The 25,684-nt window shown below is 64.3% G+C and carries 22 protein-coding genes; 20 read left to right on the top strand and 2 right to left on the bottom strand.

Features of this window, described 5'->3' with window-relative positions:
* Positions 1-2: 2 nt before the first annotated feature.
* The 15 genes from A8V01_RS05965 (at position 3) to lysC (ending at position 17,686) form a co-directional block, all read left to right on the top strand.
* Positions 3-440, top strand: coding sequence for a hypothetical protein (locus A8V01_RS05965; protein WP_103095016.1), 438 nt, complete (start codon positions 3-5; stop codon positions 438-440).
* 111 nt (positions 441-551) lie between these two features.
* A complete protein-coding gene (locus A8V01_RS05960) occupies positions 552-752 on the top strand; it encodes a hypothetical protein (protein WP_103095015.1) in 201 nt (66 codons plus the stop codon).
* Positions 753-771: 19 nt separating this feature from the next.
* Positions 772-1,395, top strand: coding sequence for a phage connector family protein (locus A8V01_RS05955; RefSeq protein ID WP_103095014.1), 624 nt, complete (start codon positions 772-774; stop codon positions 1,393-1,395).
* Positions 1,395-3,656: a phage tail protein gene (locus A8V01_RS05950; protein WP_103095013.1), complete on the top strand. Its 2,262-nt coding sequence runs from the start codon at positions 1,395-1,397 to the stop codon at positions 3,654-3,656. Before A8V01_RS05955 ends, A8V01_RS05950 begins: the two co-directional genes overlap by 1 nt.
* Complete coding sequence (locus tag A8V01_RS05945) at positions 3,649-4,173, top strand: hypothetical protein (protein WP_146037193.1); 525 nt, start codon at positions 3,649-3,651, stop codon at positions 4,171-4,173. Before A8V01_RS05950 ends, A8V01_RS05945 begins: the two co-directional genes overlap by 8 nt.
* The gene (locus A8V01_RS05940; RefSeq protein WP_103095011.1) at positions 4,166-4,612 is read left to right on the top strand and encodes a hypothetical protein; all 447 of its coding nucleotides are present in this window, start codon (positions 4,166-4,168) and stop codon (positions 4,610-4,612) included. Before A8V01_RS05945 ends, A8V01_RS05940 begins: the two co-directional genes overlap by 8 nt.
* Positions 4,612-6,609 carry a hypothetical protein gene (locus A8V01_RS05935; RefSeq protein WP_103095010.1) on the top strand — a complete coding sequence of 666 codons (1,998 nt, stop codon included), beginning with the start codon at positions 4,612-4,614 and terminating at the stop codon, positions 6,607-6,609. Before A8V01_RS05940 ends, A8V01_RS05935 begins: the two co-directional genes overlap by 1 nt.
* On the top strand, positions 6,582-9,248 hold the full coding sequence (locus A8V01_RS05930; RefSeq protein ID WP_146037192.1) for a transglycosylase SLT domain-containing protein: 2,667 nt from the start codon (positions 6,582-6,584) through the stop codon (positions 9,246-9,248). The genes A8V01_RS05935 and A8V01_RS05930 overlap by 28 nt, the downstream gene beginning before the upstream one ends.
* The gene (locus tag A8V01_RS05925) at positions 9,245-11,680 is read left to right on the top strand and encodes a hypothetical protein (RefSeq protein WP_146037191.1); all 2,436 of its coding nucleotides are present in this window, start codon (positions 9,245-9,247) and stop codon (positions 11,678-11,680) included. Before A8V01_RS05930 ends, A8V01_RS05925 begins: the two co-directional genes overlap by 4 nt.
* A 1-nt stretch (position 11,681) precedes the next feature.
* On the top strand, positions 11,682-14,831 hold the full coding sequence (locus A8V01_RS05920) for an FAD-dependent oxidoreductase (protein ID WP_103095007.1): 3,150 nt from the start codon (positions 11,682-11,684) through the stop codon (positions 14,829-14,831).
* Positions 14,832-14,842: 11 nt separating this feature from the next.
* Positions 14,843-15,979: a hypothetical protein gene (locus tag A8V01_RS05915; RefSeq protein WP_103095006.1), complete on the top strand. Its 1,137-nt coding sequence runs from the start codon at positions 14,843-14,845 to the stop codon at positions 15,977-15,979.
* 23 nt (positions 15,980-16,002) lie between these two features.
* Positions 16,003-16,698, top strand: coding sequence for a glycoside hydrolase family protein (locus tag A8V01_RS05910; protein ID WP_245892347.1), 696 nt, complete (start codon positions 16,003-16,005; stop codon positions 16,696-16,698).
* Positions 16,699-16,711: 13 nt separating this feature from the next.
* Positions 16,712-17,080, top strand: a complete 369-nt coding sequence (locus tag A8V01_RS05905) for a phage holin family protein (RefSeq protein ID WP_103095004.1) — start codon at positions 16,712-16,714, stop codon at positions 17,078-17,080.
* The gene (locus A8V01_RS05900) at positions 17,077-17,466 is read left to right on the top strand and encodes a hypothetical protein (protein WP_103095003.1); all 390 of its coding nucleotides are present in this window, start codon (positions 17,077-17,079) and stop codon (positions 17,464-17,466) included. Before A8V01_RS05905 ends, A8V01_RS05900 begins: the two co-directional genes overlap by 4 nt.
* The gene (gene lysC, locus A8V01_RS28070) at positions 17,396-17,686 is read left to right on the top strand and encodes an Rz1-like lysis system protein LysC (RefSeq protein ID WP_146037190.1); all 291 of its coding nucleotides are present in this window, start codon (positions 17,396-17,398) and stop codon (positions 17,684-17,686) included. The genes A8V01_RS05900 and lysC overlap by 71 nt, the downstream gene beginning before the upstream one ends.
* A gap of 578 nt (positions 17,687-18,264) precedes the next feature.
* Here lysC and A8V01_RS05885 read toward each other — a convergent pair.
* Positions 18,265-18,597: a cell division protein ZapA gene (locus A8V01_RS05885; RefSeq protein ID WP_103095000.1), complete on the bottom strand. Its 333-nt coding sequence runs from the start codon at positions 18,595-18,597 to the stop codon at positions 18,265-18,267.
* Positions 18,597-18,848 carry a hypothetical protein gene (locus tag A8V01_RS05880; RefSeq protein WP_103094999.1) on the bottom strand — a complete coding sequence of 84 codons (252 nt, stop codon included), beginning with the start codon at positions 18,846-18,848 and terminating at the stop codon, positions 18,597-18,599. The genes A8V01_RS05885 and A8V01_RS05880 overlap by 1 nt, the downstream gene beginning before the upstream one ends.
* 238 nt (positions 18,849-19,086) lie before the next feature.
* Here A8V01_RS05880 and tkt point away from each other — a divergent pair, with 238 nt between their 5' ends.
* The 5 genes from tkt to A8V01_RS05855 all read left to right on the top strand — a co-directional run bounded on the left by tkt (position 19,087) and on the right by A8V01_RS05855 (position 25,676).
* Positions 19,087-21,075, top strand: coding sequence for a transketolase (gene tkt / locus A8V01_RS05875; protein WP_103094998.1), 1,989 nt, complete (start codon positions 19,087-19,089; stop codon positions 21,073-21,075).
* Between the two features lie 15 nt (positions 21,076-21,090).
* Positions 21,091-22,098, top strand: coding sequence for a type I glyceraldehyde-3-phosphate dehydrogenase (gene gap / locus A8V01_RS05870; RefSeq protein ID WP_103094997.1), 1,008 nt, complete (start codon positions 21,091-21,093; stop codon positions 22,096-22,098).
* 146 nt (positions 22,099-22,244) lie between these two features.
* Positions 22,245-23,444 carry a phosphoglycerate kinase gene (locus A8V01_RS05865; RefSeq protein ID WP_103094996.1) on the top strand — a complete coding sequence of 400 codons (1,200 nt, stop codon included), beginning with the start codon at positions 22,245-22,247 and terminating at the stop codon, positions 23,442-23,444.
* Between the two features lie 151 nt (positions 23,445-23,595).
* The gene (locus A8V01_RS05860) at positions 23,596-24,675 is read left to right on the top strand and encodes an acyltransferase family protein (RefSeq protein ID WP_103094995.1); all 1,080 of its coding nucleotides are present in this window, start codon (positions 23,596-23,598) and stop codon (positions 24,673-24,675) included.
* 89 nt (positions 24,676-24,764) lie between these two features.
* Positions 24,765-25,676 carry a fructose bisphosphate aldolase gene (locus A8V01_RS05855; protein ID WP_103094994.1) on the top strand — a complete coding sequence of 304 codons (912 nt, stop codon included), beginning with the start codon at positions 24,765-24,767 and terminating at the stop codon, positions 25,674-25,676.
* Positions 25,677-25,684 lie beyond the last annotated feature (8 nt).

Genomic DNA, 25,684 nt, shown 5'->3' with positions numbered 1-25,684 from the left:
AAATGGCGAAGCACTATGTCAAACAGCAGCGCGGCGTGTCGGACGGCACCGAGATCCCCGCCAAGAAGGCGGACGGGCGCGAGGTCAACGCGGAAAAGCGCGTCATCCTTGCCAGCAAGGTTACCGGCACCGCCTGGGCATCGGGCGATACCGTGGTTCTGGGCAAGAAGCCGGTGGGCTGCAAGGTCACTGCGGTTCGTCTTACCACGGGAACTTCGCTGGGCACGTCCACCGTGTCGATCGGCACGGCCGCCGCGCCGGCGAAGTACGTCAACGCAGCGACGCTTACCGCGACGAACGTTCCCACGGTTCTCGGCCCGCTTGCGTCGACGCTGGACGATGACCCGGGCGCCGAAGAAGAGCTGATCGCGACGATCGGCGTGGCGGCGATCGTTGCCGGCACCGAACTGACGTTCGAGATCGAGCACTGCGGCATCTGAGCCGCTGACGAATTGCGGCCCTGGTGACTTCCTGGGGCCGCAGCGGGGAGCGCAGCCGCGGCGACACCGGAGGCGCTCCCCGTATTCCTTTTCCCTGATGGGGTAACTGCGATGGCTTTCACTGCAGCACTTACGGTCAAGCTTGGCGCTGGCGGCAAGCAGGACGTGGCGATCGGCGCCGGCGCGGCGGAGGCCGCCCGCGACCAGATGACGCTGAACATCGACGCGACCAAGATGAGCAAGGGCGAGGCGATGGAGCTGGTCGACAAGATCCGCGACGCGATTTTCGCGGCCGACTGGCCGATCAACTAAGCGCAGGACAGGCAGCGCCGTGGCCGACCAGACTTCCGTTGCCAATCTGGCGCTGATGTTCATCGGCACCGAGACGCGCCTGATGTCGTTGGACGACGAAAAGGATGCCGCGCGTTCGCTGAAATCGGTGTGGGACATTCAGCGCCAGGCCGTGATCCGGGGCAACGCGTGGAACTGGGCGACGCGCCGCCATGCGTTGCCGGCGCAGGATGTGGAGGTGATGCCGCCTTTCACGTTTTCCTACAAGCTGCCAGCGCGGGTGCTGCGGCTGATCGAGGTGTTCGATCCCAGCGGCCGGTATACGGCCAGCGATTACCAGCTGGAAGGCCGCAGCGTGCTGACCGCGCGCAGCGGCCCGCTGTACGTGCGCTGCCTGATGGACATCCCGGAAGTGGCGGAGTGGGATCCACTGGCGGCGGTCCATTTCGCCGGCGCGCTGGCGCTTACATGCGGGCGCAGGGTGGCCGGGTCGGCATTCGACCGTGCCGCGACCGAGGAGCGCTATCGCGAAGCGACGCGTGCAGCCCAGTCGACCGATGCGATGGAGAACCCGCCGATCGACCAGGTGGAAAGCGAGTGGGTAACCGCGCGATGGGGCGGCGCGAACCCTTCCGCGCGTGAACCGGGCTGGGAAATCAACTGATGGGCGATTTCCGCAAGCTGCTGACGGGCTTCCTCGCCGGCGAGATAGACCCCATGTTGCATGGGCGCGTCGAAACCGACCAGTACACCTATGGCCTTTCGACCTGCGAAAACTTCGTGCCCACCAATGAAGGGCCGATCGTCAAGCGCCCCGGGTTCGAATACATCTGCGATGCAGACGATACCGCGTCCTGGCTTGGTGCTTTCCGCTTCTCGATCAATCAGGAATATCTGATCGAGTGGGGCGAACAGAAGGCGCGGTTCTTCACGCTGGGTGGCCGGATCGAGACCGCGCCTGGCATTCCGTTCGAAGTGACGACGCCCTATGCCGCCGGGGACGCGCCGCAGCTTTCAACGGTCCAGAGCTATGATCGGCTGTATATCGATCATGGCAGCCATCACCCGGCATCGTTGACGCGCACGAGCGCCGTCACGTTCACTCACGCTCCGCAGGAATTCCTGAACGGTCCCTTCAAGGATCGCAATGCCGACAAGGGTGTGACGGTGCAGGCCAGCGCTGCGACCGGCGCCGCGATCACGCTGACCGCGAATTCGGCCATCTTTCTTCCCGGACATGTCGGCGCGCTGTTCCAGGTGGAGGCGATGGATTACGCCACCGTGAAGGCGTGGGAAGCCGGGATGGACAGCGTTGCGGTGGGCACGCAGATCCGCTCCGACGGCAAGATCTACCGCTGCACAAGCACTGGCGGGGGCAACCGCACCGGTACGAACCCGCCAACTCATACCGAAGGCGCGGAATGGGATGGCCTTGGCGGCAAGGATATCAACGACAAGGGCCCTTACGGGGTTTTGTGGGAGTACCTGCACGATCGGTTCGGCCAGGTTCTGATCACGGCCGTGGCAGGCAGCGGGCTTACCTGCACCGCCACGGTCCAGCGTCGCCTACCCGACCAGGTGACCACGGTGCCGACGTATCGCTGGAGCCATGCGCTGTTTTCCGATGTGGAGGGATGGCCTTCGTTGGTCGGCATCTGGCAGGGGCGCCAGTTGCACTTCAGGATCTTCGAACTGGCTGCCAGCGTGGTTGGCGATTACGGCGGCGGCAGGGTCAATTTCCAGTCATACACGGATGCGGGTACGCTGGCCGCCGATCTGGCGTTCCGCCGCACGATGTCCACCGAAAACCCGCCGCTGTGGGTGGCGGCCGATCGCAAGCTGCTGGTGGGTACGGCGGACAAGGAATTGCTGATCGGGCCGCTGAATAGCGCGCAGGCTGTCGCCGGCGACAACATCAGCCTTGAACCGCAAAGCTTCTATGGCAGCGAGGCGGTGCGGCCGTTGCAGATCGGCACCCAGACGCTGTTCGTGGAACGCGGCGGCCGACGCCTGCGCGGGGCGGGTTACGATATCGGGCAGGATCGGTACGTGCCCGAGGATCTGACGTCGGGCGCCCGGCATGTCACCATGTCCGGCGTCAACTGGCTGGCGCATCAGCGCATCCCGCGCGCGATGGTCTATGCCGGGCGCGAGGATGGCCAGATCATTGCGCATGCAAGCACGCGGCTTGAAGTGAAGGGGTTTTCGCGCATCGTGCCGGGCGGGGATGCGCGCGTGATCTGCGGCCAGGTGATCGTTGGCGCAGACGGCAAGAGCGACGAACTGTGGGTGCTGGTGGAGCGCCAGCGCGCCGATGGCCTGAAGCGTGAGATCTGGCGCCAGTGGGCATGGCGGGAACTGGGCGAAGATCAGCGCGCGGCGTTCTTCGTGGATTGCGGTACGCAGTTCACTGCGGCTGCCGGTCAATCGACGTTCACCGGTTTCATGCACCTGGCCGGCCAGGCCATTGCCGTGCTGGCGGCGGGCGGCGTGATCGAGGGCGTTACCGTCGCGGCGGATGGGTCGTTCGTCCTGCCCGAAACATCGGTGCCGGCAGAGCCGTACACCCTGACGGTTGGCCTTGGCTATACTGCCCTGGCCGTCACGCTGCGGCCGAACATCGATACGCGCAACGGGCCCTCGCAGGGTCTGAAGCAGCGCGTGCGCAAAGTGGTCATGCGCGTGCTGGAGACGCTGGGGATCCGCGTTGGCGATTACGCCGGTGGCGATCTTGAGCACGTGATCGAGCGGCCGGTGGGTGCCCAGATGGACAATGCGATCCCGGTTTTCACCGGCGACACGCCCGGCACGATCAGTTCCGACATGACCCGCGACGGTCGCGTGCGCTGGGTTTCTTCCGACCCGCTGCCCGCGATCATCAACGCGGCGATGCTTTCCCTTGAGCTGGATGAAGACGATGCCTGAGGCCGTCACCTTTTCCCGGATGCTTGCCGACGACATGCTGGAGATAGAGCGCCAGCCCAGCCAGGCGCGCGTGCTGGGCGCGCATCCCGACGATATCGATGCCGATACGGCCGAGGTGCTGGCATCGCAGCCGGCGGCATGGGCGGGGCGGCAGGGCGGCCGCCTGGTGGCGCTGCTGGGCATAGGCGAACATCACCCCGGCGCGCATGGCGTGGCCTGGGCGATCCTTGCCCCGCACCTTGGATCGGCGCATCTGGCCGTGACGCGCAAGGCCCGCGAAATCGTTTGGCAGAGCGGGCTTAACCGGGTGGAGCTGATTGCGCGCGCAGCCGACACGCCGTTCCATCTGCGCCGCGATCGGGCAGACATGCGCTGGGCGCTGGATGCCAAGCGCATCACGCCGGAATGCCGATGGGCGCTGATGCTGGGTTTCACGGCGGCGCACCTGATGCACGGCTATGGCCCCGATTGCGAAGCGCACATGCTGTTCGAATGGTTCGGGGGGCAGCATGGCTGAAGTTGCGGCCGTGGCCGGGAACGTCATCAAGGGCGTGGGCGGGTTTGTTGCAAGCCGTCAGCAGTCGAAGGCGCTGAAGCGCCAGGCGCGCGAGGAAGAGAACGCCGGCGCCGCGCAGTCTTTGCGGATCCGCGACCAGGCGCGCAAGGCCATTGGCCAGCAGCTGGCGGCGCAATCATCGAACGGGTTCATGGGCGGCACCGGATCGGCGCTGGATGCGCTGACGGAAAGCCAGGTCAATGGCGCGCTGGATGCCATGACCGTGATCCGCGATGCAGGCACTAAGGCGCAGGCCCTGCGGTATGAAGCCAAGATGCGCCGGACGGAAGGCAATTTCGCGCTGGCATCCGGGCTTGTTGGCGCGGCCAGTTCGGTATCCGGCATGAAGGATGACTGGGCGCAGGCGCGGCAGGGCCAGTCATCCGGGGCGGGTGCCTGATGGCCGACGAACGCGGATACGAAGCGCGGGTAATGCCGCAGGCGGCCGCCCCGCTGCCGATGGCAAGCGCGCGAACCTATGGCGCCGAACTGGGTGATGCGATCGAAAACGTGGGGCAGGATCTGCACCGGCGCGATCTGCGCGCGTACCAGGTGCAGCGGCAACAGCGCGCCGATCAGGAGGCGAGCGATTTTGCCCATCGCTATGCCCTGCATCGCGAGAACATGGACGGCATTGTCCGGCAGCTGCGGGCCAATCCGACATCGCCCGATTACGCCGAACACGTTGCCCTGGTGGAAAAGGCGGACGATGCGGCGCGTGAAGGGCTGCTGTCTGGCATCTCGGAAGACAGCCTGCGCCGCCGTGCGGTGCAGCAGCTTGACGAATTCCGCGTGCGCCTTGGCACGGGAGAAGCCGAATTTGCCGAGGGCCAGCGCGTTGCCAAGACGACGCTGGATGCAAAGGCGGTCATGGATCTTGGTTCCAACCGGGTCCGCCGCCTGCAGACGGGCAGCGAGTATGCCGGAGAAGTCCAGGACTGGTACGGCTATGTCGACGGGCTGCAGGGGCTTACCCCGGTGGCGAAACAGAAGCTGCGGCTTGAAGGGGCGCAGGAATACACCGTCGCCTTCGTCAACCATCTGAACGATACGAACCCTGCTGCCGCGATCGCGATGCTGGATGCGGGCACGTTCGATGAAATGCTCTCGCCCCAGCAGGTCGAGCAGCTGCGCAATGGATCGCAGGTGGAGCTGCGTCGTGCGGAGGCCCAGCTTGTTCACCAAGCCAATCTGGAGAAGGCGGCTGCGAAAGAGGAAATCGCGACCGCAACGGAATTGTCATCGCAAGGGATCGATGTTTCCGAGCAGCTGCCTGGCCTGATCGCCAAGGCGGCCGCGATGGGTGACACGTCTACCGTGGCCAAGCTGCAGGGTATGGCCCGTGACAGCGCCTTTGCCCGCGTGTGGGGCACTGTGTCTCCGCTGCAGCGCCAGGCGCGGCTGCAGGCTCTGCAGGCGATCCCGGAAGGCAAGCGGACCGAAAACGACCAGGCGGAGCTCAAGTGGCACGAAGGGCCTGGCCGATCTGCTGATAGCCGGTTTACGGCAGATAAGGCCGGTTTTGCGCTGGAAACAGCCCCGGCCGGAATGGGGCCGCCGGCCATCGAAAATTGGGGAAATGCTTCAGAATTAGTCCGTCGTGAAAAGTGGATGCGGGGCGCTGTGGATACCTATGGGTCAATGGATCCTCTCACCGGTGCTGAGGTGAAAGCGCTGCAAGATCGTGCGAGTGGATCGGATGTTGGCTATCGCGAAGTGTTATCGTCTCTTGGTTCTGGCTTCTCTGGTCGTACCGCAATGCAGGCTGTCCGCCAGGTGCTGCCCAGCGATGCGTTTGCGCAGTCGGTTGTTGCACTGGCGCCGAATGTTCAGCGCCAGGCGCTCGACGGCCGGAACGAGCGCAAGTCCTTCCCGCAAGTCTTGAAGCCGCGCCTCGGCGCGGACGGCAAGCCAGACGACGAAGTGGTGCGCGATCTGTCGGGGCTGCGTGCCGGTTTCGCACGCGCGCTGGGGAATGTCCCTGCCGCGCAGCGCAATGGCATCCTCGAGGTGGCCGAGGCGATCGCGGCGAATGCCCTGGTCAAGAATGGCCAGACCAGCGACCAGCTGGATGGCGCCATGTTCGCCCGCGCCCTCGATGCGGCGCTGGGGTCGACCGGATCGGGGCCGACGAAAAAAGGCGGCATCGGATGGTGGGGTGGCTCAATGTACCTTCTGCCATCGAGCGTGTCGCAGTCTGGCTTCGACACGCATATCTCGAACTGGCTGCGCGCGCATCCTGACCAGGCGCCGGTCAACCCGGACGGATCGCCGGCGAACGTCCGGGCAGCGCGGCCGCTGGCGATCGGCGGCGATCGCTACCAGTTCATGGTAGGCAACCGTGTCCTGATGGGCAAGGACGGCAAGCCGTGGATCCGCACGGTGACAGCGAAATGAGCGTTGCCGACACCCTTGAATTCGATCCGCAGCGCGTTCGGCCGCAAGGCCCCGCCGATACGCGCCCGGCGCCGGGCTTTCTCGATACCGCTGCGGCCGCGTTTCGCTATGCCCGTGATGATCAGACGGGCCACACTGACGAAGAACGTCAGACGGCCTATGGTCCTGTTGTCACCGCGCTGAAGGAACGCGGCTATGATCCGCGTCGCTACATCAACCCCTATGGCGCGGAGCCGGTCAATTATGATGCGGTGTGGCGGGACATTGCCGCTGCGCGCAAATCCGACCCCGATGCCTTCAAGGAAATTGGTGATCGCGCGGCCTTCGAAGGTGGCTGGCGATCGAACTTTGCGGCGCGACAGGCGCGCGATGCCCATACGATGGAGCGCGGGGGCCTGGCCGGCCAGCTGGCGGGCGGCCTGGTCGGAAGCCTGACCGATCCGGTCAACGTCGGCGGTATGGTGCTGACCGGTGGCTGGGGTGGCACGAGCATCGCCGGACGTATGCTGGCGGAGGCCGGTATCAACGCGGGCATCGAATTGCTTGAGACGCCGCTGACGGCTGCCGAGCGCGCGAAGCAGGGGCGCGAACTGACCGCCGAAGAGATCGCCATGAATGTCGGCTTTGCCGCTGTGGGCGGTGCTGCATTCAAGGGGCTGGAAATCGGTGCGCCCAAGGCGCTTGCCGCCGGGGGTCGCGCGGCGGGGAAGGCTGGTGAGTGGACGCTTGATCAGCTGCCCACCGATCTGCAGGCGGCTATCACGCTGCGGCGGGCAAAGCCGGACTTTGCGATGACGCCGGGCGAAGCGGCCGCGTTGCATGTCGTCGCGCGCGGTACCGCGATCGATGCGACAAACCCTTTTGCGCATACCTATGACGGCCTCGAGGCGCATGCCGCAAGGATCGACCAGACGATCGCCGCGATGGCGCGCTGGCCCGAGGCTGCAGCGGTGCAGGCGTTGGCGCCGGCGGCGCGCCGCGCGGCCGTGCCTTCCGGTGTATCAGCCGACTTCGCCGGCGCCTGGCGCGCGATCATCGGTATCGAGGGCGGCACGAACCGCGATGGATCGTTCCGCACTTCCCCCGCCGGCGCGATCGGCCCGGCGCAGGTCATGCCCGACACCGCTCCGGAAGCGGCGCGCCTTGCGGGCTTGCCGTTCGATGAGCGGCGCTATCGCAGTGATCCCGCGTACAACGAGGCGCTTGGCCAGGCGTACTATCGCGAGATGCTGCGCCAGTTCGACGGCGACGCGGAAAAGGCCGCGGCTGCCTACAACGCCGGCCCGGGCAGCGCGCGTAAGGGCACCGGCCTGCGCGGTGCGATGGCGCGGGCGCAGCGTGCCGGGGTGCCGAACGACTGGGTATCTTTCCTGCCAGCAGAGACGCGGGCCTATGTTGCCGACTTCCGCCGGCGCACCGGAGGGCAGGGCGGTGACCTGATCGATATCGCGGATGGGGATGGCATTGCGCCAGCCCGCCCTGCGGCGCTGGATGCGGAGCGGCCGCTGGTTGAGCGATCCGATTTCGACGTTGCCCCCGATCGCGACGCGCCTGCATCGCCGGATCTGCCGGAGCTGCGCCGCGACATGTTCGCCAGTGATGCCGAATGGCGGCGGGCACAGGGTGAAATCGATGCGGAGGCGTTCGGCATGGACCCTGCCGGCGCGCGCCGGGCGGTGTGGATCGAGGCGCGCGACCAGCTGATGGGCGAGAGGGGCGGCGAAGTGCCGGGCGCGCTGTGGCATCAGGATGTCGGTTCCATCGACGTGAAGTGGGGGAACGACAAGGGCGGCCTGTCCAAGATCGCGGAGAAGCATCCCGAAGTGCTGGAAGACTTGCCCGCGCTGCTCGAAGCGATGGGGGTCAAGAGCCGGTCCGACAATCGCATCGTTCTGCAGAGCCTGGACCACAAGGCTGTTGTGCGGCTTGACTATGACGGGCAGGCGCAGACGTGGCTGCTTTCAGCGTACCAGGTGAAGGGAAAGGCCCCGCCGCGTGCGGACTACCGAGGTGCCAGCGGTGGTGCGCAGGACCGCTCCCCTGCGCTCGGAGCCGGTGCTGATATAGGCGGTAATGCAGACGCGGGCAAGGTTGCCGCCGGCAACGCTGTGATCCCTGCTGTGCGTCGCGGTGATTTCTATGAGGTGACCGGGCCGGATGCGCCGGCGATCGCCAAGGCCCTGGGCGTGGCAGTCACCAAAACGCGCGAGGGCGAACCGCTGGTGGGCATTCCCGCGCATGCCTTCGACAGCTGGGCGGCGGATCTGGCCGACAAGGGTTTTCATCTTGATACCGGCGACGGTGCTTCGCGCGCACGGGGCGATAGCCCGGCGTTGCGTGACGAGATGGAAGCGGAAGGCGGCGTGGGGCCTGCGGTTGCCGATGCCGACGCCGGCAAAGCTTTCGATGATCCGTCCGGAGATCCGGTTGGCAGGGTTGCGGATCTGGCCTGGCACGATGCCCAGCGAGCGGCCACCGCACGCGAGGCGCCCGAGCAACTGACCTTCGACCTGGGCGACGGCAAGGGCGAGCGCACGATAGCCGATATCGAGGCGGAGCTGAAGGCAGACGAAGACGCGATCGCGACGATCGAGAGCTGCCTGCTGCCTGTGGCGCCGGCGGCAGGGGGTGCGCCATGAGTATTTCGGTTTGCGTGCAGGGCCTGGTTGCAGAGGGCAGGATATCAAAGGGGCAGGCGGCCGAGGCTGATCGGCTTTACAAGCGCCACCTGGATGGCCTGCAGCGCGACATGCCGATGATGGCGGCCGCCAGCCTGGCCAGTGATCGCACGATTGCGGCGATGCGCGCGCAGCTGAACCGCAGGAAGCATCTGGCCGCGCTAGCCGTTTCCTCCCGCCAGCGCATCGAAGCAGACATCGCTTCTTTCAACGGCGGCAAGGGTGGCGGCCCGGCCGGTGGCGGTGCGACCATCGATCCTGCGGCGGGCCCGGCGTTTCTGGCTGCCAGTGACAAGGCGAAGTATTCCAACGTCGACGGCCGGATGCGGGCGATCCGGGGGCGTGCCCACGGGATCATGAACCAGATCCTGGCTAAGCATTCCAGCGATCTGATGGGCAAGGTGCGCGCCCCGGCCGAGCTGGCCGACATCGTGCGCGAACTGTTCAAGCCCGGATCGACCGGCAAGGTTTCTGCGCGCGAGCTGGCCGACGCCTGGACGCAGACGGCCGAGATGCTGCGCCAGCGCTTCAATGCTGCCGGCGGCGATATCGGTCACCTTAAGGATTGGGGGTTGCCCCAGTATCATGATCCGCTCCTGGTGCGGCGCGCTGGATACGAGGCATGGCGGGGGGCAATTGCTGATCGCCTTGATCGCACGCGGATCCTCGACGTTGAAACCGGACGCCCGCTGAACGACGCGGAATTCGAAAAGGCGCTGCGCGAAACCTTCGATCGGATCCGGTCGGACGGGTGGAGCAAGCGCGATCCGGGCGTGCAGGGATCATCGATCCTGGCGAACCGCCGAGCGGAGAGCCGCTTCCTGGTCTTCAAGTCGGCCGACGACTGGATGGATTACCAGTCGCAGTTCGGCGCCGCGACCGCGTTCGATGCGATGATGGGGCACATTGACGGCATGGCGAAGGATATCGCCATGCTGGAGATCCTTGGACCGAACCCGGGCGCGACGATCGGGTGGCTGAAGGATACGATCGAGAAATCGGCGGCGGTTGATGCGGCGCCGGACAGCAAGGCGGTGGACGCGGCCTTCGGGGCGACAAAGCAGATAGATCGCCTGGTCAATGAAATTACCGGGGCAAGCCAGCGGCCAGAGAACAGGACGCTGGCGCTGGGTTTTTCCACGCTGCGCAGCTGGCAGACGGCGACGAAGCTGGGCGGGGCGTTCCTTTCCGCCGTTACCGATCTTGCCTTCGGTGCGACGACGCGCGCGTTTAATGGCCTACCTGTGCGTCGGATGATGGGCGACTATGTCAAGCTGTTCAAGCCGGGCTCGATCGAAGATCAGAAGCTGGCCGTTCGGCTTGGCCTCATCGCGGACGAATGGAGTTCGCGGACGGCGGCGCAAGGGCGGTTTCTGGGCGAGGAGCTGACGGGGGAAACTTCGCGCCGTCTGGCTGAAGGCGTGCTCCGCGTATCGGGCCTGTCACGTTGGACGCAGGCCGGGCGCTGGGCGCATGGCATGCAGTTGATGGGCGCGATCACCGATGCGCGCGGGCGGGCGTTCGGAAAGCTCGACGACGGGTTTCAGCGCATGCTTCAGCGTTACGGCATAGGCGCTGATGAGTGGGATCAGATCCGCGCCACCCCCGTTGAACGCGATCGCGGCGTGGACTGGATATTCCCCGCGAACATCGAGGATCGCGAACTTGGTGACCGCCTGCTGGAGATGGCTGCGCGCGAGGCGGATTTCGCTGTGCCCACGCCGGACGTCGCAACGCGGGCCATCATCAACGATGTCGCTCCACGAGGCACCTGGCACGGCGAACTGATCAAGAGTGCATTCCTGTTCAAGTCGTTCGGCATATCCCTGTTGCTGCAGCATGGGGCACGCACGATGCAGCTCGCCGGCGCGCAGCGTCTTCGCTACGCGGGCGGCCTGGTCATCGGCACGACGGCGATGGGTGCGCTGGCAATCTGGCTGAAGGACATTGCTGCGGGCCGCGATCCGCGCGCGGCTGATAATGTCGGCTTTTGGGGGCAGGCAGTCGCGCAGGGCGGTGGCTTCGGCATCTTCGGAGACTTTGTGAAGAGTGCGGAAAGCCGTGCCGGCGGCGGCCTTGCCGGGACGCTGGCGGGGCCTCTTGTCAGCGACGTGGAGGCGATCGCCAACATCTATCGCAACAGGAACCACTCCGGTGCGGCATTTCGTTTCGCGCGCTCGCAGATCCCCGGGGGAACCCTTTGGTATCTGCGCACGGCGTTCGATCGCGCCATTGCCGACCAGATCCAGGAGGAGGTTGACCCGACTTATCGTCAGTCCTGGCGCCGGGTCCAGAAATGGGCCGATGAGCAGGGCACAGATTACTGGTGGGCCCCGGGCGACGCCGCGCCCGATCGCGCGCCTGAATTTTCCAACATAGCAGGGGATCAGTGAGATGACCGTCGCGGCGAAAACCCCGTCTTCCAGCCATATCGAGGACGGCGTTTCAAAGAACTTTACGCTGGATTTCCGGTTTCTTGACGTCAGCGACGTGCGAGCGGTGCGGATCTTTGCCGACGGATCCACCGTGGATCTCGTCGCCGGCATCGATTTCACCGTGGCGGGCGGCGAAACGGATGCGGGCGGCACGCTAACCGTTGCGGTCACGGCGGCGGCAGGGACGCGGCTGCGCGCCTGGCGCGTGACGCCGCTGGATCAGCAGGCCAAGTATCCGACCAGCGGCACCTTTCCGGCTCAGAGCCATGAAGAGGCGCTCGACAAGCTGTCAATGACGACGCAGGAATTGTCCCGGGATATCGATCGAGCGTTCAAGGTGCCGATGGGCGGTGAAGGCCTTGAGGTTGCGAACGTCGACGATGGCCAGGTGCTCGCGCTGGTGGATGGGAAAATCCAGGGCGTGGCCAATGATCCGGCCTTTGCGGAGGACGCGGCGCAGCGGGCGGCGATTGCCAGGGCCGAGGCACAGCTGGCGCGCGATGGTGCATTTGCGGCAAAGGAGGGGGCTGAGGCTGCAGAAGCTGCGTCTGAACTGAATGCCGATCGTGCGGCGTCGGCGGCTATTTCGTCTCAGGGGTACTTCCCCGGCGCCCGTACCTACGTGCCGCGCGGGGCTGCGACCGGGGCGCTTGCGATTGGCGCGGCCGGCACTGGCGGAACGAACGGCACATTCGATCTTGCATTCACCGGCGGTAACTTCACCGTCAACCCTTCCGGCACGTTCACGGTGGCGGGCGGCGTGGTTACCGCCATCACCATCACCGGCCCCGGCCTGTATGTGGGCAACGGGCTCGCCGCGCCTGCATTGTCGTTTGCCGCGTCAGCGGGCCTGACCGGTGCTGCTGCGGCGCTGACCACGCGCTATCTCAAAGGGGCGGGTGAGTATTATCTGACCGAAAGCAGCGCGGGCGAGGATTACGTCGCGCTGTTCCAGAACGTCGGGAACGTCGCCACGTTGATAGACGATAAGCTCGACTGGGCCAGCGCGGGTGCGGCGCGGGGATACTCGGAAGTTGCAGAGGCGGCGGCCGATGAAGTTTCCCAGTATCTGACGAACTACCCTGCGGCAGTGATCCCCGGCTATCCGGATTTCAATGTTGCCGGTGCGGAGCTGTTCGAAAACGGCCAGATCGCCAGCTTCACCACGACGGATGGGGTGCAGTACCTCATGGTCAACGGCTCGCCTGAGCGCGTGCAGACGGACGTTGATCCGAACGATAAGGTCGTCTTCATTCCCGGCTTTGCGGGCACGGCGGTCAAGGTAACCGTATTCACAGACGGCCGGATTTCATCGGTGATCGACGATCGCGGCCGCCGCTGGTGGTACGGCGACGATGGCTGGACCTACGGTGTCGCGACGGCATCAGGCAGCAAGCACTTCGATGCCGTGATATATGGCTCCAACACGGGTGGGCTCACTGCGACAGCGCGGCTCAAGCTGCAGGGCAAGAGCGTCTGCGTGCTTGAGCCTTATCCGGCGTTCGGCGGCATGCATGCATGTGGGCTTGGCATGGTCGACCGTCCGACCAATCTGCAGGGCGGTGTCGATAGCGTCAACTGCATCGGCGGCCTGACTCGCTCGCTGTACTTCCAGCGCGTTGCGGACATCGTTGGCACGGCTGACGTGGAACTGAAGTATCAGGCCGCAGCGCACGTCTACGAGCAAGTCGCACAGAACATTCTCATCGACTACGCGGACCTTGCCCTGAAGGATGTGCAGATTGACGGCCCGCGCAGCCTGCGGGTGGATATTGATGGGCTCACCGGCGACAAGATCACTCGCGGCGTCTTCATGCGTGACGGCTATATCTCCGGCGACGTGTTCATCGACTGCTCGTATGAGATGGACCTTGGCGCGGCCAAGCTGGGGCCGGCCGGTTATCGGGTGGGGCGCGAGAGCTTTGCCGAGACTGGCGAGCCATGGGCGGGCGTGTCGCCTCGCCATGTGTTCGACAAGACTAGCACAGATTATCGGTATTATTCCGGGTCTGGCTCAGCGCTCGATTTCGCATCGATCCCGACCGATCTGCCGGTGCTGCTCGATGATCCGCTAGCGACTGCCGGGCAGGCCGATGGAAACTACCAAGCTTACAACTTCCGGCTTAATCTCACGCGCGATCCTTCCATCTATGTGCCGTTCGAGAAGCCAGAGGGTTACGATTATCGGTACTGCCTGCCGTTCTTCGAGCGCATCGTGCAGCGCATCAATCTGCCCACGTCGGATGGCGCGCACATGGAAGCGACGATGGGTCGAAACAATGACAGCTTTGGTTTCCGATACCCGATGTTCACGGCAGGCGGGGTAACGAACCGCTCCCAGTTCAATGAACTTGATCTGTTGAATTTCCAGCGCGGCTACGCCACGGCCAATTGGCCGAAGCGTATGACGATGCTCCTCAACAGCGTGTTCATGTTCAAGAGCTTGCTCTGGTTCATGGCCTTCGACCCTATGGCCCGTGAATATGGGCTTGCAGGCCTACAGGACGATCTCAACGATGTGACCCGTCCGGAGGGGTTCGCCTATCAAGGTCCGATCGGCCTTTGTGGAGATGAGTTCCAGTCGTCCCGGTTCGGCGCTGGTTTCTCGTATTACATGTACGTCCGTGAAGCGCTCCGCCTCGAAGCACAGTACGTGATGAGCTACTTCGATCAGGCGACCGTTGGGATGGGCGGCACGCCTACCAAGGCCCACAGCATTGGCAAGTGGGGCTACAGTTGGGACATGCACCCACTGCTGCGCCAGTGGATACGCAACCTCAGCACTGGTCTGAATTACAACGACCGTATCGCTGTTGAGGGGCCGTGGGCGGGGCAGGAAGTCAAAACCGCGCTCTACCAAATGCCGATGGAAATGATGTGGCCTGCGCTCTCGCTCAAGAGCCGCAACCTCATCGTGCCCGTGTGCGCGGGCAATACCCACTTGGCATGGGCGCCCGATCGCCTTGAACCGAACTACGGCATTCGCGGCGAGGCCGCTGGCGAGAACGCCGCCTGGTATCTCGACAACATTGATAGCGGCCTCGCTGTCCATGACCACCCGTATGCCGACCTTGCTGCGCGACTGCTTGCGCGCGGCTCTATCCTCTGAGGAGCAATTCCATGGCTACTGTCCGACACAACAATGCTCCTTCCGCCAACGAGCGTGCGCCGGCGCTGGCGCTAAGCACCGCCGTCGCGGCGCTGCTCGCCGCCGGAAATATCACCGCATGGTGGGATGCCACCGGAATGGTGGAAGGCGTAAAGGCGGGGTCCACACTGCCGGTGCGTTGGAAGCATGCATTGGATAGCCAATCCTTCCCAAACAGTTTCATACCGGCAGGCGATGCGATGCCTGTGCATTTGCATGACAATGCGATCGGCAGGGATTTCCTGCGGTTCGGCTATGACGGTACGCGCCGGACGCTGACGCTTGCAGGTCTGTTCACGGCGGCCGGTGGCGCGGGGTACGCGCTTGGCGATACCGTCGAACTGACGGGCGGCGTGGTGATCCGCAAGACCGGCTCAAACACGGTCGGACCTTTCATTAACGAAGCCAACTTCGTCATCGAGGATTACGGCTCGTTTACGGAGCAGCCTACCAGCCTTCTGGAGCAGGTATCCACCAACGGCACTGGGAGCGGTGCCACCTTCCTGCCGATGATGGCGACGGACTGCGGATCTCTTGATCTGCTTCCGACTGCGCAAATGATCCCGGACAGCAGTTTCTCGATCATCACGGTATTTCGTTGCCCCACGGTCGAGGAGCAAGCGGAGAGCGGCGGTTTTCTGTTCGGCTCGCAGTTGCAGGAAAGTGAGGTCTATCACACCGGCAATGCCCGGTACTGGGGCATGCGGGTTGGCAACCAGGCTGCAGGCGAGGGGGTGCTCAATTTCCACGACAAGGGCGATGGGGCGCGCTCATCGGTCGGCGGTGACAAGCGCGATGGCCTTTGGCATGTCGCGATCGGCTGCATACCGGCTCCGGGATCGCCTCCACGGCTTTGGGTGGATGGCGTCCTCAATGACAACCGTGTTGGGGGCAACTTCACCAGCCTGAACGCAACGGCAGGAAATCGCTATCTGCGGGTCGGTGCGGCCGGTTTGCCCACTCAAGGTCCGACCGGCGGGTTCTGCGGCGACATCGCATTGCTGGCGATTGTGCCGTTCGATTTGAACCTTGCCGCGAACGCGGCGCTGCGCATCGCGATCACGCAAGCATTGCTCGACATCTACAAGCCGGGGCTGCTGGCCGCCTGACGATATCGATGGGGACACCGAATATGACGCATAAACTCGGCACGGCCGGCGCAGCGCTGATCAAGAAGTGGGAAGGCTGCGAGAAGAAGCGCGCCGATGGCCGCTTCGACGCCTATCCCGATCCCGGCAGCAAGGATGGCAAGCCTTGGACCATCGGATGGGGTTCGACCGGGCCTGACGTAAAACCCGGCACCATCTGGACGCAGGCGCAATGCGATGCGCGCTTCGACGTAGATATCGTGAAGTACGTCGAAGATGTCGCCATGTTCCTTGGCGCAGCACCGACGACGCAGGCGCAGTTCGATGCGCTGGTGTCTTTCCACTACAACACCGGGGCCATCGCGTCCGCGACGCTGGGCCAGATGCACAAGGCTGGCCGTTTCGACGATGCCGCCGATCAGTTCGCCCGCTGGATCTACAATGACGGCAAGCCGATGAACGGCCTCAAGAGCCGTCGCGCCGACGAAGCGGCGCTGTATGAGAGTGCGGTGCCGTCGTGCGTCAAGCAGCCGCTACCGATCGCGACGGCTGACGTGCGCGTCGTCAACGCCGGATCAGGCCTCAACGTGCGCATTGGCCCATCGACCGGGGCGGCGAAGCTGGGGGCGTTGAAGCGCGGCGCGGCTGTCACCGTGCTGGAGGATACCGGCGACTGGGTTCGCATCACCTACCAAGGCAGGGCGGCGTGGGTGAACGATCAGTTCCTCACCGCCGCGTGAGGAAGTCAGGGGCATGATGGAACACGTCGATTGGGGGCAGTGGGCCAAGGGGCTCTTCTTTATGGCCGTTGCCGCTGCCGGTGGCGGGCTTGGGCACGTGATGCGTGAAAGCGACAAGGGCAACAAAATCCTTCGGTGGCGGGTGCTGCTGAACATGGCCGCGTCGGGCTTCGTCGGCTTGCTGGTGACGTTCCTGTGCCAGGCGGTGAAGCTGGACGATCTGTGGACCGGCTTCGTCGTGGGCGTATTCGGATGGCTAGGGGCCACCGTCTCGATCCAGCTGCTCGAGCGGATCGTCTACAAGAAGTTCGGCATTCCGCTGCGGGCAAACACCGACAGGCGGGTGGACGGTGCAAAAGCGCAAGAGGAGGAGCGGCCATGAAGTGGCTGGGCAATCTACTTACGTCGATCAAGTCGGAACTGTTCGCCATGGTGGGCGTGCTCGCCGTTTGCGGTATCGGCGCCGGCATCGTTGGGTGGATGCACATCCAGCGGCAGGATGATCAACTCGCGACCAGAGATGCGCAAATCAGCCGGCTTGCCGAGGCGAACAAGAACTGGGGTGCCTGGGAGCGTCGGCAAAACCAATTGCGGGATCTGGAGCAACGCAATGTCCTGCTCCTCCAGGACAAGCTTGCGCTGATCCAGAGCCAGAACGCCGCGGCCGCGATGCAGCTGCAGAAACTGAGGGATGAAAATGCTGAAGTTCGGGAATATATGTCTCGCCCTATCCCTGCTGAGCTGCGCAGGCTGCTCAACGCCAACTGAGATCGCCAGTGCGCCGCAGCCGTCGACCTATCGCGGCATGCCGGCAGGCCTGCTGGAGCGGTGCGATACGCGCGACATTGAGTTGGTGCAGACCGGCGATATCGTGACCAGCCGGAACCTCAATAAAAAGAACCTGAAGGAGTGCGCTGAGAAAGTGGACGCGATCCGGGCCCATGACGCTCGGGCGCGGCAGGTCAACGGGGCTTCCCCGAATCACTAAAGGGTGCGCATGCATGTTCCATGTTTGTTCCAGCATGGAGTTTGTTGTGGAAATATCCCGCCCCACGCCTCATCGCCTCAACCAGCTCGCCATCACTGCCGTTGAGCAGGCTTCGGAAGCGGCGTTCAAAGAGCCGATCCAGGCAGGGCCAGGTGTGCGGCTTGCGCTCGCCTGGCTCTCTCTGAACCGCGTCGTTCCCGAGCAAGAGATAGCAGATTTCTGGTTGAACCTAACCAAGCCTGCTCGCCCTGGCGACGCTGACGGCTACTGCCGATCCCGCGATCTCACGGTGTTCGTTAACCGGTGCAAACACCTAAGCGGGGTGCGCCGAAGGTAGCAGTCAGACGATGCTTGTTGGAATTCCAACATTGGAAATGTTGGAACGGTGAGGCTAAGTTATTGGAAACGGTGACGGAATCCACCATGGGTCGTTTCCTAGAAATCCTCTGACGCCTCGACGTCAGGTGGGGACCATGTGTTCCGGACCAGGATCCGGGCAGGGACAGCCCCCAATGGATTGCTTATAGCCTCAGGGATGTTCGAACGGCACGTGCCGGGCAGATCCCGTCGCGCCCTATCTAGGCGTTTGCCGCTTCAGTCTCAAGAAGGTCGGCAAGATTTTCGACACGCGCGGCGATGCGGGCCAGCCTTTCCGCGAACTGCGGGGGAATCGCCGGGACTTCGATGGGAAGAACCGCCTGCGGTTCGGGCCGCGATCGCAGCTCGTGAAGTTCGTCGGCCATCATCAGCGCGGCGAACAGCAGCATGCGCGTTTCCGTCTGGCCGACCGCGCCGGATGCGGTGGCCTTCGAATCGATCAGCCGGGCAAGGCGCAGGATGTGCGCCTCCTCGCCGTCGGCACAGGCCAGCATGAATTCGCGCCCGCCGATCCCAAGGGTGACGTTGCCCATCAGTCTTCCTCCACCGGAATTCGCCGGGCAAGCAGGTCGTCCAGCCCTGACAGCGACTGTGCGACGCTGGCCTTGAGGTCTTCATGGCGACGGCGCAAGTCGGCGCTCTGGCCGATGCAGGCGGAAGCGGCATCTTCGATCCGCGCCAATGCGGCCTCGATCCGGTCGAGTGCAAGCAGGGAGATGGCGCGCGTGGATGCGCTTTCCTCGGCAACCGCGCCGGTCGCCCGATCCATAAGCGGGTGTTCCATGTTCCTGCGCTGCGCCGGTTGGCGCGTTCCGGCAAGCACTTGGCGGGGGTTGTTCACAATCTTGTCACCTGCTTCTGCCTGAATGGTGCGAGAGGTGCGGCGGGTCGCATGAAGAGGTGCAGTCCTGCGTCCGAAGAGCGGGAAATCCGGCGGTGAACTTGACGGGAGGCGACCTCTCCCTAAAGGGGGTCGCAATAGACGAATCGTCCTGCATTCTTGCGTACTCCGGAGTAATCCCATGACCCTCGCTTCCGACCGTCTTGCGCCGATGGCCAACGCCATCCGGGCGCTTTCGATGGATGCGGTGCAGGCTGCCAACAGCGGCCATCCCGGCATGCCCATGGGCATGGCCGATGTCGCCACGGTGCTCTTCGCCAAGTTCCTCAAGTTCGATCCCTCGGCCCCCAAGTGGGCGGACCGTGACCGCTTCGTGCTGTCGGCGGGCCATGGCTCGATGCTCATCTACTCGCTGCTGCACCTGACCGGCTATGCCAGCCCGACGCTGGAAGATATCCGGAACTTCCGCCAGATGGGTTCGGTCTGCGCCGGCCACCCCGAAAACTTCCTGATCGAAGGCGTCGAATGCACCACCGGCCCGCTGGGTCAGGGTGTGGCGATGGCTGTCGGCATGGCGATGGCAGAGCGCCACCTTGCGGCGACTTTCGGCGACGATCTGGTTGATCACAACACCTGGGTCATCGCCGGTGACGGCTGCCTCATGGAAGGCGTCAACCACGAAGCGATCGGCCTTGCCGGCACGCTCAAGCTGGGTCGCCTGAAGGTGCTGTGGGACGATAACAAGATCACGATCGACGGCGATGCATCGCTTTCGACCTCGGAAGACATTCCCGCACGTTACCGCGCGTCGGGCTGGGACGTGTTCGAATGCGACGGCCATGACTTCGCCGACATCGAGCGCGCGCTGGGTCAGGCTGCCGCTTCGGACAAGCCCACGCTCGTCGCCTGCCGCACGCTGATCGGCAAGGGCGCCCCGAACAAGGAAGGTGGCCACGACGTCCACGGCGCACCGCTGGGCGACGCCGAAATCGCCGCCACCCGTGAAAACATCGGCTGGGCCCACGCTCCGTTCGAGATTCCGGCCGAGATCCTTGCCGATTGGCGCTCGCTCGGCGAAAAGGGCGCGAAGGCGCGCGCCGAATGGGAAGCCCGCCTTGCCGCATCCGACAAGGGCGCGGAACTGACCCGCCGCATGGCCGGCGAACTGCCTTCGGGCGATGAAGCCGCCAAGACCTTCGCCGGCTGGCTGGAAAGCGAAACCACCGTCGCCACCCGCAAGGCATCGGAGAACGTGCTCAACGTCCTCGCGCCGCTGGTGCCCGAAATGCTGGGCGGTTCGGCCGACCTTACCGGTTCGAACAACACCAAGGCCAAGTGCCAGTCCGCTTTCAACGCTGACGATTATTCGGGCCGCTACGTCTATTACGGCATCCGCGAATTCGGCATGTCGGCGGCGATGAACGGCATGGCGCTGCATGGCGGCGTGATCCCTTACGGCGGTACGTTCCTGATCTTCTCGGACTATGCCCGCAATGCCATCCGCATGTCGGCGCTGCAGCAGACCCGCGTGATCTACGTGCTGACGCATGACAGCATCGGCCTTGGCGAAGACGGCCCGACACACCAGCCGGTCGAGACGGTCATGTCGCTGCGCCTGATCCCGAACCTCAACGTGTTCCGCCCGGCCGACGTGATCGAAACCGCCGAGTGCTGGCAGATCGCGCTGGAAAGCGCGGAAACGCCGTCGGTCCTTGCGCTGACCCGCCAGAACCTGCCGCAGCTGCGCACTTCGGGCACGATGCTCTCGGCGCGGGGCGCCTACACGCTGCGCCGTGCAGAGGGTGGCCGCAAGGTGATCCTGGTCGCCACCGGTTCGGAAGTCGAACTGGCAGTGAAGGTGCGCGATGCACTGCAGGGCCAGGGTATCGGTGCGGATGTCGTCTCGATGCCGTGCATGGAACTGTTCGAGGCGCAGGACGCCGCGTACAAGCATGAAGTGCTGCCCAACGATCCGTCGATCCTGCGCGTCTCGATCGAGGCGGGCGTGACTCACGGTTGGGAACGCTTCACCGCATTCAGCCGCAATGGCGGCCTCAATATCGGCCTCGACCGCTTCGGTGCGTCGGCGCCCGCCAAGGTGCTGTTCGAACGCTTCGGCTTTACCGTCGATGCGATCGTGCCGCAGATTCTCGAAAAGCTCAGCGTCTAAGAGGAGATAAGGATTATGGCGATCAAGGTTGCGATCAACGGTTTCGGACGTATCGGACGCAATGTCGCCCGCGCCATTCTGGAGCGTACCGACCATGACCTCGAGCTGGTGTCGATCAACGACCTGGCCGACGCCAAGGCCAATGCGCTCCTCTTCAAGCGCGACAGCGTCCACGGCACGTTCCCGGGCGACGTCGAAGTCGACGGCAGCGATCTGATCGTCAACGGCAAGCGCATCAAGGTGACCGCAGAACGCGATCCCGCGAACCTGCCGCATGCCGCCAACGGCATCGACATCGCGCTGGAATGCACGGGCTTCTTCGTCGACAAGGACAGCGCTTCCAAGCACCTGACCGCCGGCGCCAAGCGCGTGCTGATCTCGGCCCCCGCCAAGGGCGTCGACCTCACCGTGGTCTACGGCGTGAACCATGAAGAACTGACCGCCGACCACCTCGTCGTGTCGAACGCTTCGTGCACCACCAACTGCCTCGCGCCCTTCGCCAAGGTTCTGCACGAGAAGATCGGTATCGAGCGTGGCCTGATGACCACGATCCACTCGTACACCAACGACCAGAAGATCCTCGACCAGATCCACAAGGATCCGCGCCGCGCCCGCGCCGCCGCGATGAACATGATCCCGACCAGCACCGGCGCCGCCGTTGCCGTGGGCCTCGTGCTTCCTGCGCTGAAGGGCAAGCTCGATGGTTCGTCGATCCGCGTGCCGACCCCGAACGTGTCGGTCGTCGACCTGACCTTCGTGCCCGCGCGTGACACCACCGCTGAGGAAGTCAACGCGCTGCTCAAGGCTGCTGCGGAAGGCGAGCTCAAGGGCGTGCTCGGCTATACCGAGGAACCGCTGGTCTCGATCGACTTCAACCACGATTCGCACTCGTCGACCATCGACAGCCTCGAAACCGCCGTGCTCGAAGGCAAGCTGGTGCGCGTGCTTTCGTGGTACGACAACGAGTGGGGCTTCTCCAACCGCATGATCGACACGGCCGGCGTGATGGGCGGCCTGCTCTGAAAATGACTATGGCGGCGGATCTTTCTGAAGGTCCGCCGTCCTTGCTGTCGCCGCGAAAGTCCATCATTGGACTTTCGCGGCGCTGCATATTCCGGGACCATGAACGGCGGCTCGCGCGCTGCCGGTGACGAGATGAGGATCGAGAGATGAGCGCTTTCAAGACCCTGGACGATCTTGGTGACGTGAATGGCAAGGTCGCGCTGGTGCGCGTCGACCTCAACCTGCCGATGCAGGATGGCGCCGTAACGGACGACACCCGCATCCGCGCCGCGGCTCCCACGATCCTTGAGTTGAGCGAAAAGGGCGCAAAGGTTCTCCTGCTTGCGCACTTCGGACGCCCCAAGGGTGAACGCGTGCCGAACCAGTCGCTTTCGATGGTCGTCGGCGCGGTCGAGACGACGCTGGGCAAGGAAGTGATGTTCGTGCCCGAGGTCACCGGCGACGTGGTCAAGCAGGCCGTCGGCATCCTGCGTGCGGGCGACATCGCAATCCTTGAGAACACGCGTTTCTGGAAGGGCGAGGAAAAGAACGACCCCGAACTCGCCGCAGCGATCGCCGCCAACGGCGACTTCTACGTCAACGACGCCTTCTCCGCCGCGCACCGCGCCCATGCCACCACCGAAGGGCTGGCCAAGGTGCTGCCTGCTTACGCCGGTCGTTCGATGCAGGCTGAGCTGGAGGCGCTGGAAAAGGCGCTCGGCACTCCTGAAAAGCCGGTCGCTGCCGTTGTCGGCGGGGCCAAGGTTTCGTCCAAGCTGGACGTGCTGAAGCACCTCGTCACGCAGGTCGATCACCTCATCATCGGTGGCGGCATGGCCAACACGTTTCTGGCCGCAAAGGGCGTGGACGTGGGCAAGTCGCTTTGCGAGCACGACCTGACTGACACCGCCAACGAGATTCTCGCCACGGCGGATGGCGCAGGGTGCACGGTCCACCTGCCGTATGACGTTGTCGTCTCCAAGGAATTCGCGGCCAACCCGCCCAGCCTGCGCACCTGCAACGTGCATGAAGTGGCGGCGGACGAGATGATCCTCGATGCCGGTCCGAATGCCGCAGAAACCCTGGGTGACGTGCTCAAGAACTGCCGCACGCTGGTGTGGAACGGTCCGCTTGGCGCGTTCGAGATGGAGCCTTTCGATGCCGCCACCGTGGCGCTGGCAAAGACCGCTGCGGCGCTGACCGCAGACGGCTCGCTGGTCTCGGTCGCAGGCGGTGGCGATACCGTTGCGGCGCTGAACCACGCAGGTGTTGCGCAGGACTTTTCCTACATCTCGACGGCGGGTGGTGCCTTCCTCGAATGGATGGAAGGCAAGGAACTGCCCGGCGTTGCGGCGCTGGAAGTCTGACTTCATTGCGGCCCCGGCATTCGTCGGGGCCGCTTGCTGTCTTTAGAAGGGTGCTGGCCGCTGCAGGCCCGGCTGCAAGCCGGGGCACGGCGGCCGACAGCTCCGGATCAGGTCCGGGGCTACTGGGATTGTTCGAGAAGATGGCCTGCGAATGACCGCCCGTGATCGCACCGCACCGCCCTGGCAGGGCCGGTACGTCACGCTGGACGGCATGCGGGGCGTTGCCGCGCTGGCCGTGGCGCTGTTCCACTACAACATCTCGCAGGCACCGCACGGCTACGTCGCGGTGGACTTCTTCTTCGCACTGTCCGGCTTCGTGCTGTGCCGCACTTATCTGCCGCGCTGGCGAGGCGGCTTGACGACCTGGGCGTTCATGAAGCAGCGGCTGGTGCGGCTTTATCCGCTGTTCCTTGCGGGTCTGGTAATCACCACGCTTTCGGCGATATCCAATCACTGGACCGGCAAGGGCGACTTCTACAGCTTTGCCAAGATCGGCAAGTCGCTGCCGCCCAACCTGCTGATGCTGCCGTCGCCTTTCACGCACACACTGTTCCCGACGAACGTGCCGGCCTGGTCGCTGTTCTTCGAACTTGTCGCCAGTCTTGGGCTGGCGCTGGTGCTGTTCCGCATTCCGCGCATGGCGCAACTGGCCGTAGCGCTCGCAGCTGCAGCATTGTTCGTGCCCGAAGTGCTGGCGCGTGAAGGCGGCAACATCGGGCCCCTATGGAGCCAGATGGGCCTGACGATGCTGCGCACCACGATGTCGTTCACGGCGGGCGTGCTGATCGCGGGACTGCCGGCGAAGGATGTGCGCCACCCCGGATGGCTGGGTGTACTGTGCCTTGTCGCCATCGTGACGATGCTGGTGGCGGACCCCGCCTTCATTCCCAAGGGCTGGTACGACGTAACTTGCGCCGTGCTTGTTTCGCCGCTGCTGGTCTGGCTCGGATCGCGCGGGGAACCATCGCGCGTCCTGATGCCGGTCGCGTGGTTCCTTGGCGAAGTCTCATATGCGGTTTACGCCGTGCACTGGGCGCTGATGGAGCCGCTGCGCTACTTCAAGGACGATCTGGGCTGGAACGAAGTGCTGATGGGCGCGGTCTACCTTGCGGCATGTGTCGGGCTGGGCTGGCTTTGCGTGCGCTTCGTGGACATTCCGCTGCGCCGCCGTCTGAACGTGATGCTGCACGCGCGCAGCCGTAACGTGCCGCCGCGCGCGATGCCGGATTGAGCGTCTCATGAACTATGCCGCAGTTGCGAAGTGAGGGAGCGCAGCGTAGGCTTGATTTCAAGTTGCCGAACAACTCAGGAGGAGAAACCATGCAGTATTCGGAAATGACGGCCAAGATAGCTGATGGTGACGGCTTTATCGCCGCACTCGACCAGAGCGGCGGTTCGACGCCCAAGGCGCTGAAGGGTTACGGTATCGAGGAAGGTGCCTGGTCGAACGAGGAGGAGATGTTCGGCCTGATCCACGAAATGCGCGCGCGGATCATTTCGTCGAAGGCTTTCACCGGGGAGAAGGTCATCGGTGCGATCCTGTTCGAACGCACCATGGACGGCACCGTCGACGGCGTGCCGACCCCGCAGGCGCTGATCGCCAAGGGCGTGGTCCCCTTCATCAAGATCGACAAGGGCCTGGAGGATGAGGCCAACGGCGTTCAGATGATGAAGCCGATGCCGACGCTGGACGAACTGCTTGCCCGTTCGAAGGCGCTGGGCGTCTACGGCACCAAGGAACGTTCGGTCATCAATTCGGCCAATGCCGAAGGTATCGCGGCGGTCGTCAAGCAGCAGTTTGCGATCGGTGCGCAAGTGCTGTCGCACGGGATGATGCCGATCATCGAGCCCGAAGTGAACATCAAGAGCGAAACCCGTGCGGAGTGCGACAAGCTGCTCCTTGCCGCGATCCTCGAAAACCTTGATGCGCTGCCCGAGGGGCAGAAGGTGATGCTCAAGCTTTCGCTGCCGATCGTGCCGGGCACTTTCGATGCGCTGGTCGATCACCCCAAGGTGCTGCGCGTGGTGGCGCTTTCGGGCGGCTATTCGCGTACCGATGCCTGCGCCGAACTGGCAAAGAACAAGGGCATTATCGCCAGCTTCAGCCGCGCGTTGCTTTCGGACCTGCGCTCGCAGATGAGCGACGCCGAATTCGACGCCGCACTCGGCGAAGCGATCGACGAGATCTACGCCGGTTCGACGCAAAAGGCGGAAGCTGCCGCTGCAGCCTGAGCCTTTCT

This window comes from Novosphingobium guangzhouense, from assembly GCF_002896965.1.
Classification (GTDB): Bacteria; Pseudomonadota; Alphaproteobacteria; order Sphingomonadales; family Sphingomonadaceae; genus Novosphingobium; species Novosphingobium guangzhouense.
The sequence above is the reverse complement of the archived record's forward strand: the minus strand, read 5'-3'. Positions and strand labels throughout refer to the sequence as shown.

Bases quoted from the DNA above. Each gene is read 5' to 3' on its own strand.
- A8V01_RS05965 (WP_103095016.1), top strand. From the start codon at position 3: ATGGCGAAGCACTATGTCAAACAGCAGCGCGGCGTGTCGGACGGCACC.
- A8V01_RS05960 (WP_103095015.1), top strand. From the start codon at position 552: ATGGCTTTCACTGCAGCACTTACGGTCAAGCTTGGCGCTGGCGGCAAG.
- A8V01_RS05950 (WP_103095013.1), top strand. From the start codon at position 1,395: ATGGGCGATTTCCGCAAGCTGCTGACGGGCTTCCTCGCCGGCGAGATA.
- A8V01_RS05945 (WP_146037193.1), top strand. From the start codon at position 3,649: ATGCCTGAGGCCGTCACCTTTTCCCGGATGCTTGCCGACGACATGCTG.
- A8V01_RS05940 (WP_103095011.1), top strand. From the start codon at position 4,166: ATGGCTGAAGTTGCGGCCGTGGCCGGGAACGTCATCAAGGGCGTGGGC.
- A8V01_RS05935 (WP_103095010.1), top strand. From the start codon at position 4,612: ATGGCCGACGAACGCGGATACGAAGCGCGGGTAATGCCGCAGGCGGCC.
- A8V01_RS05925 (WP_146037191.1), top strand. From the start codon at position 9,245: ATGAGTATTTCGGTTTGCGTGCAGGGCCTGGTTGCAGAGGGCAGGATA.
- A8V01_RS05920 (WP_103095007.1), top strand. From the start codon at position 11,682: ATGACCGTCGCGGCGAAAACCCCGTCTTCCAGCCATATCGAGGACGGC.
- A8V01_RS05915 (WP_103095006.1), top strand. From the start codon at position 14,843: ATGGCTACTGTCCGACACAACAATGCTCCTTCCGCCAACGAGCGTGCG.
- A8V01_RS05910 (WP_245892347.1), top strand. From the start codon at position 16,003: ATGACGCATAAACTCGGCACGGCCGGCGCAGCGCTGATCAAGAAGTGG.
- A8V01_RS05905 (WP_103095004.1), top strand. From the start codon at position 16,712: ATGATGGAACACGTCGATTGGGGGCAGTGGGCCAAGGGGCTCTTCTTT.
- A8V01_RS05900 (WP_103095003.1), top strand. From the start codon at position 17,077: ATGAAGTGGCTGGGCAATCTACTTACGTCGATCAAGTCGGAACTGTTC.
- lysC (WP_146037190.1), top strand. From the start codon at position 17,396: ATGCTGAAGTTCGGGAATATATGTCTCGCCCTATCCCTGCTGAGCTGC.
- A8V01_RS05885 (WP_103095000.1), bottom strand. From the start codon at position 18,597: ATGGGCAACGTCACCCTTGGGATCGGCGGGCGCGAATTCATGCTGGCC.
- A8V01_RS05880 (WP_103094999.1), bottom strand. From the start codon at position 18,848: ATGGAACACCCGCTTATGGATCGGGCGACCGGCGCGGTTGCCGAGGAA.
- tkt (WP_103094998.1), top strand. From the start codon at position 19,087: ATGACCCTCGCTTCCGACCGTCTTGCGCCGATGGCCAACGCCATCCGG.
- gap (WP_103094997.1), top strand. From the start codon at position 21,091: ATGGCGATCAAGGTTGCGATCAACGGTTTCGGACGTATCGGACGCAAT.
- A8V01_RS05865 (WP_103094996.1), top strand. From the start codon at position 22,245: ATGAGCGCTTTCAAGACCCTGGACGATCTTGGTGACGTGAATGGCAAG.
- A8V01_RS05860 (WP_103094995.1), top strand. From the start codon at position 23,596: ATGACCGCCCGTGATCGCACCGCACCGCCCTGGCAGGGCCGGTACGTC.
- A8V01_RS05855 (WP_103094994.1), top strand. From the start codon at position 24,765: ATGCAGTATTCGGAAATGACGGCCAAGATAGCTGATGGTGACGGCTTT.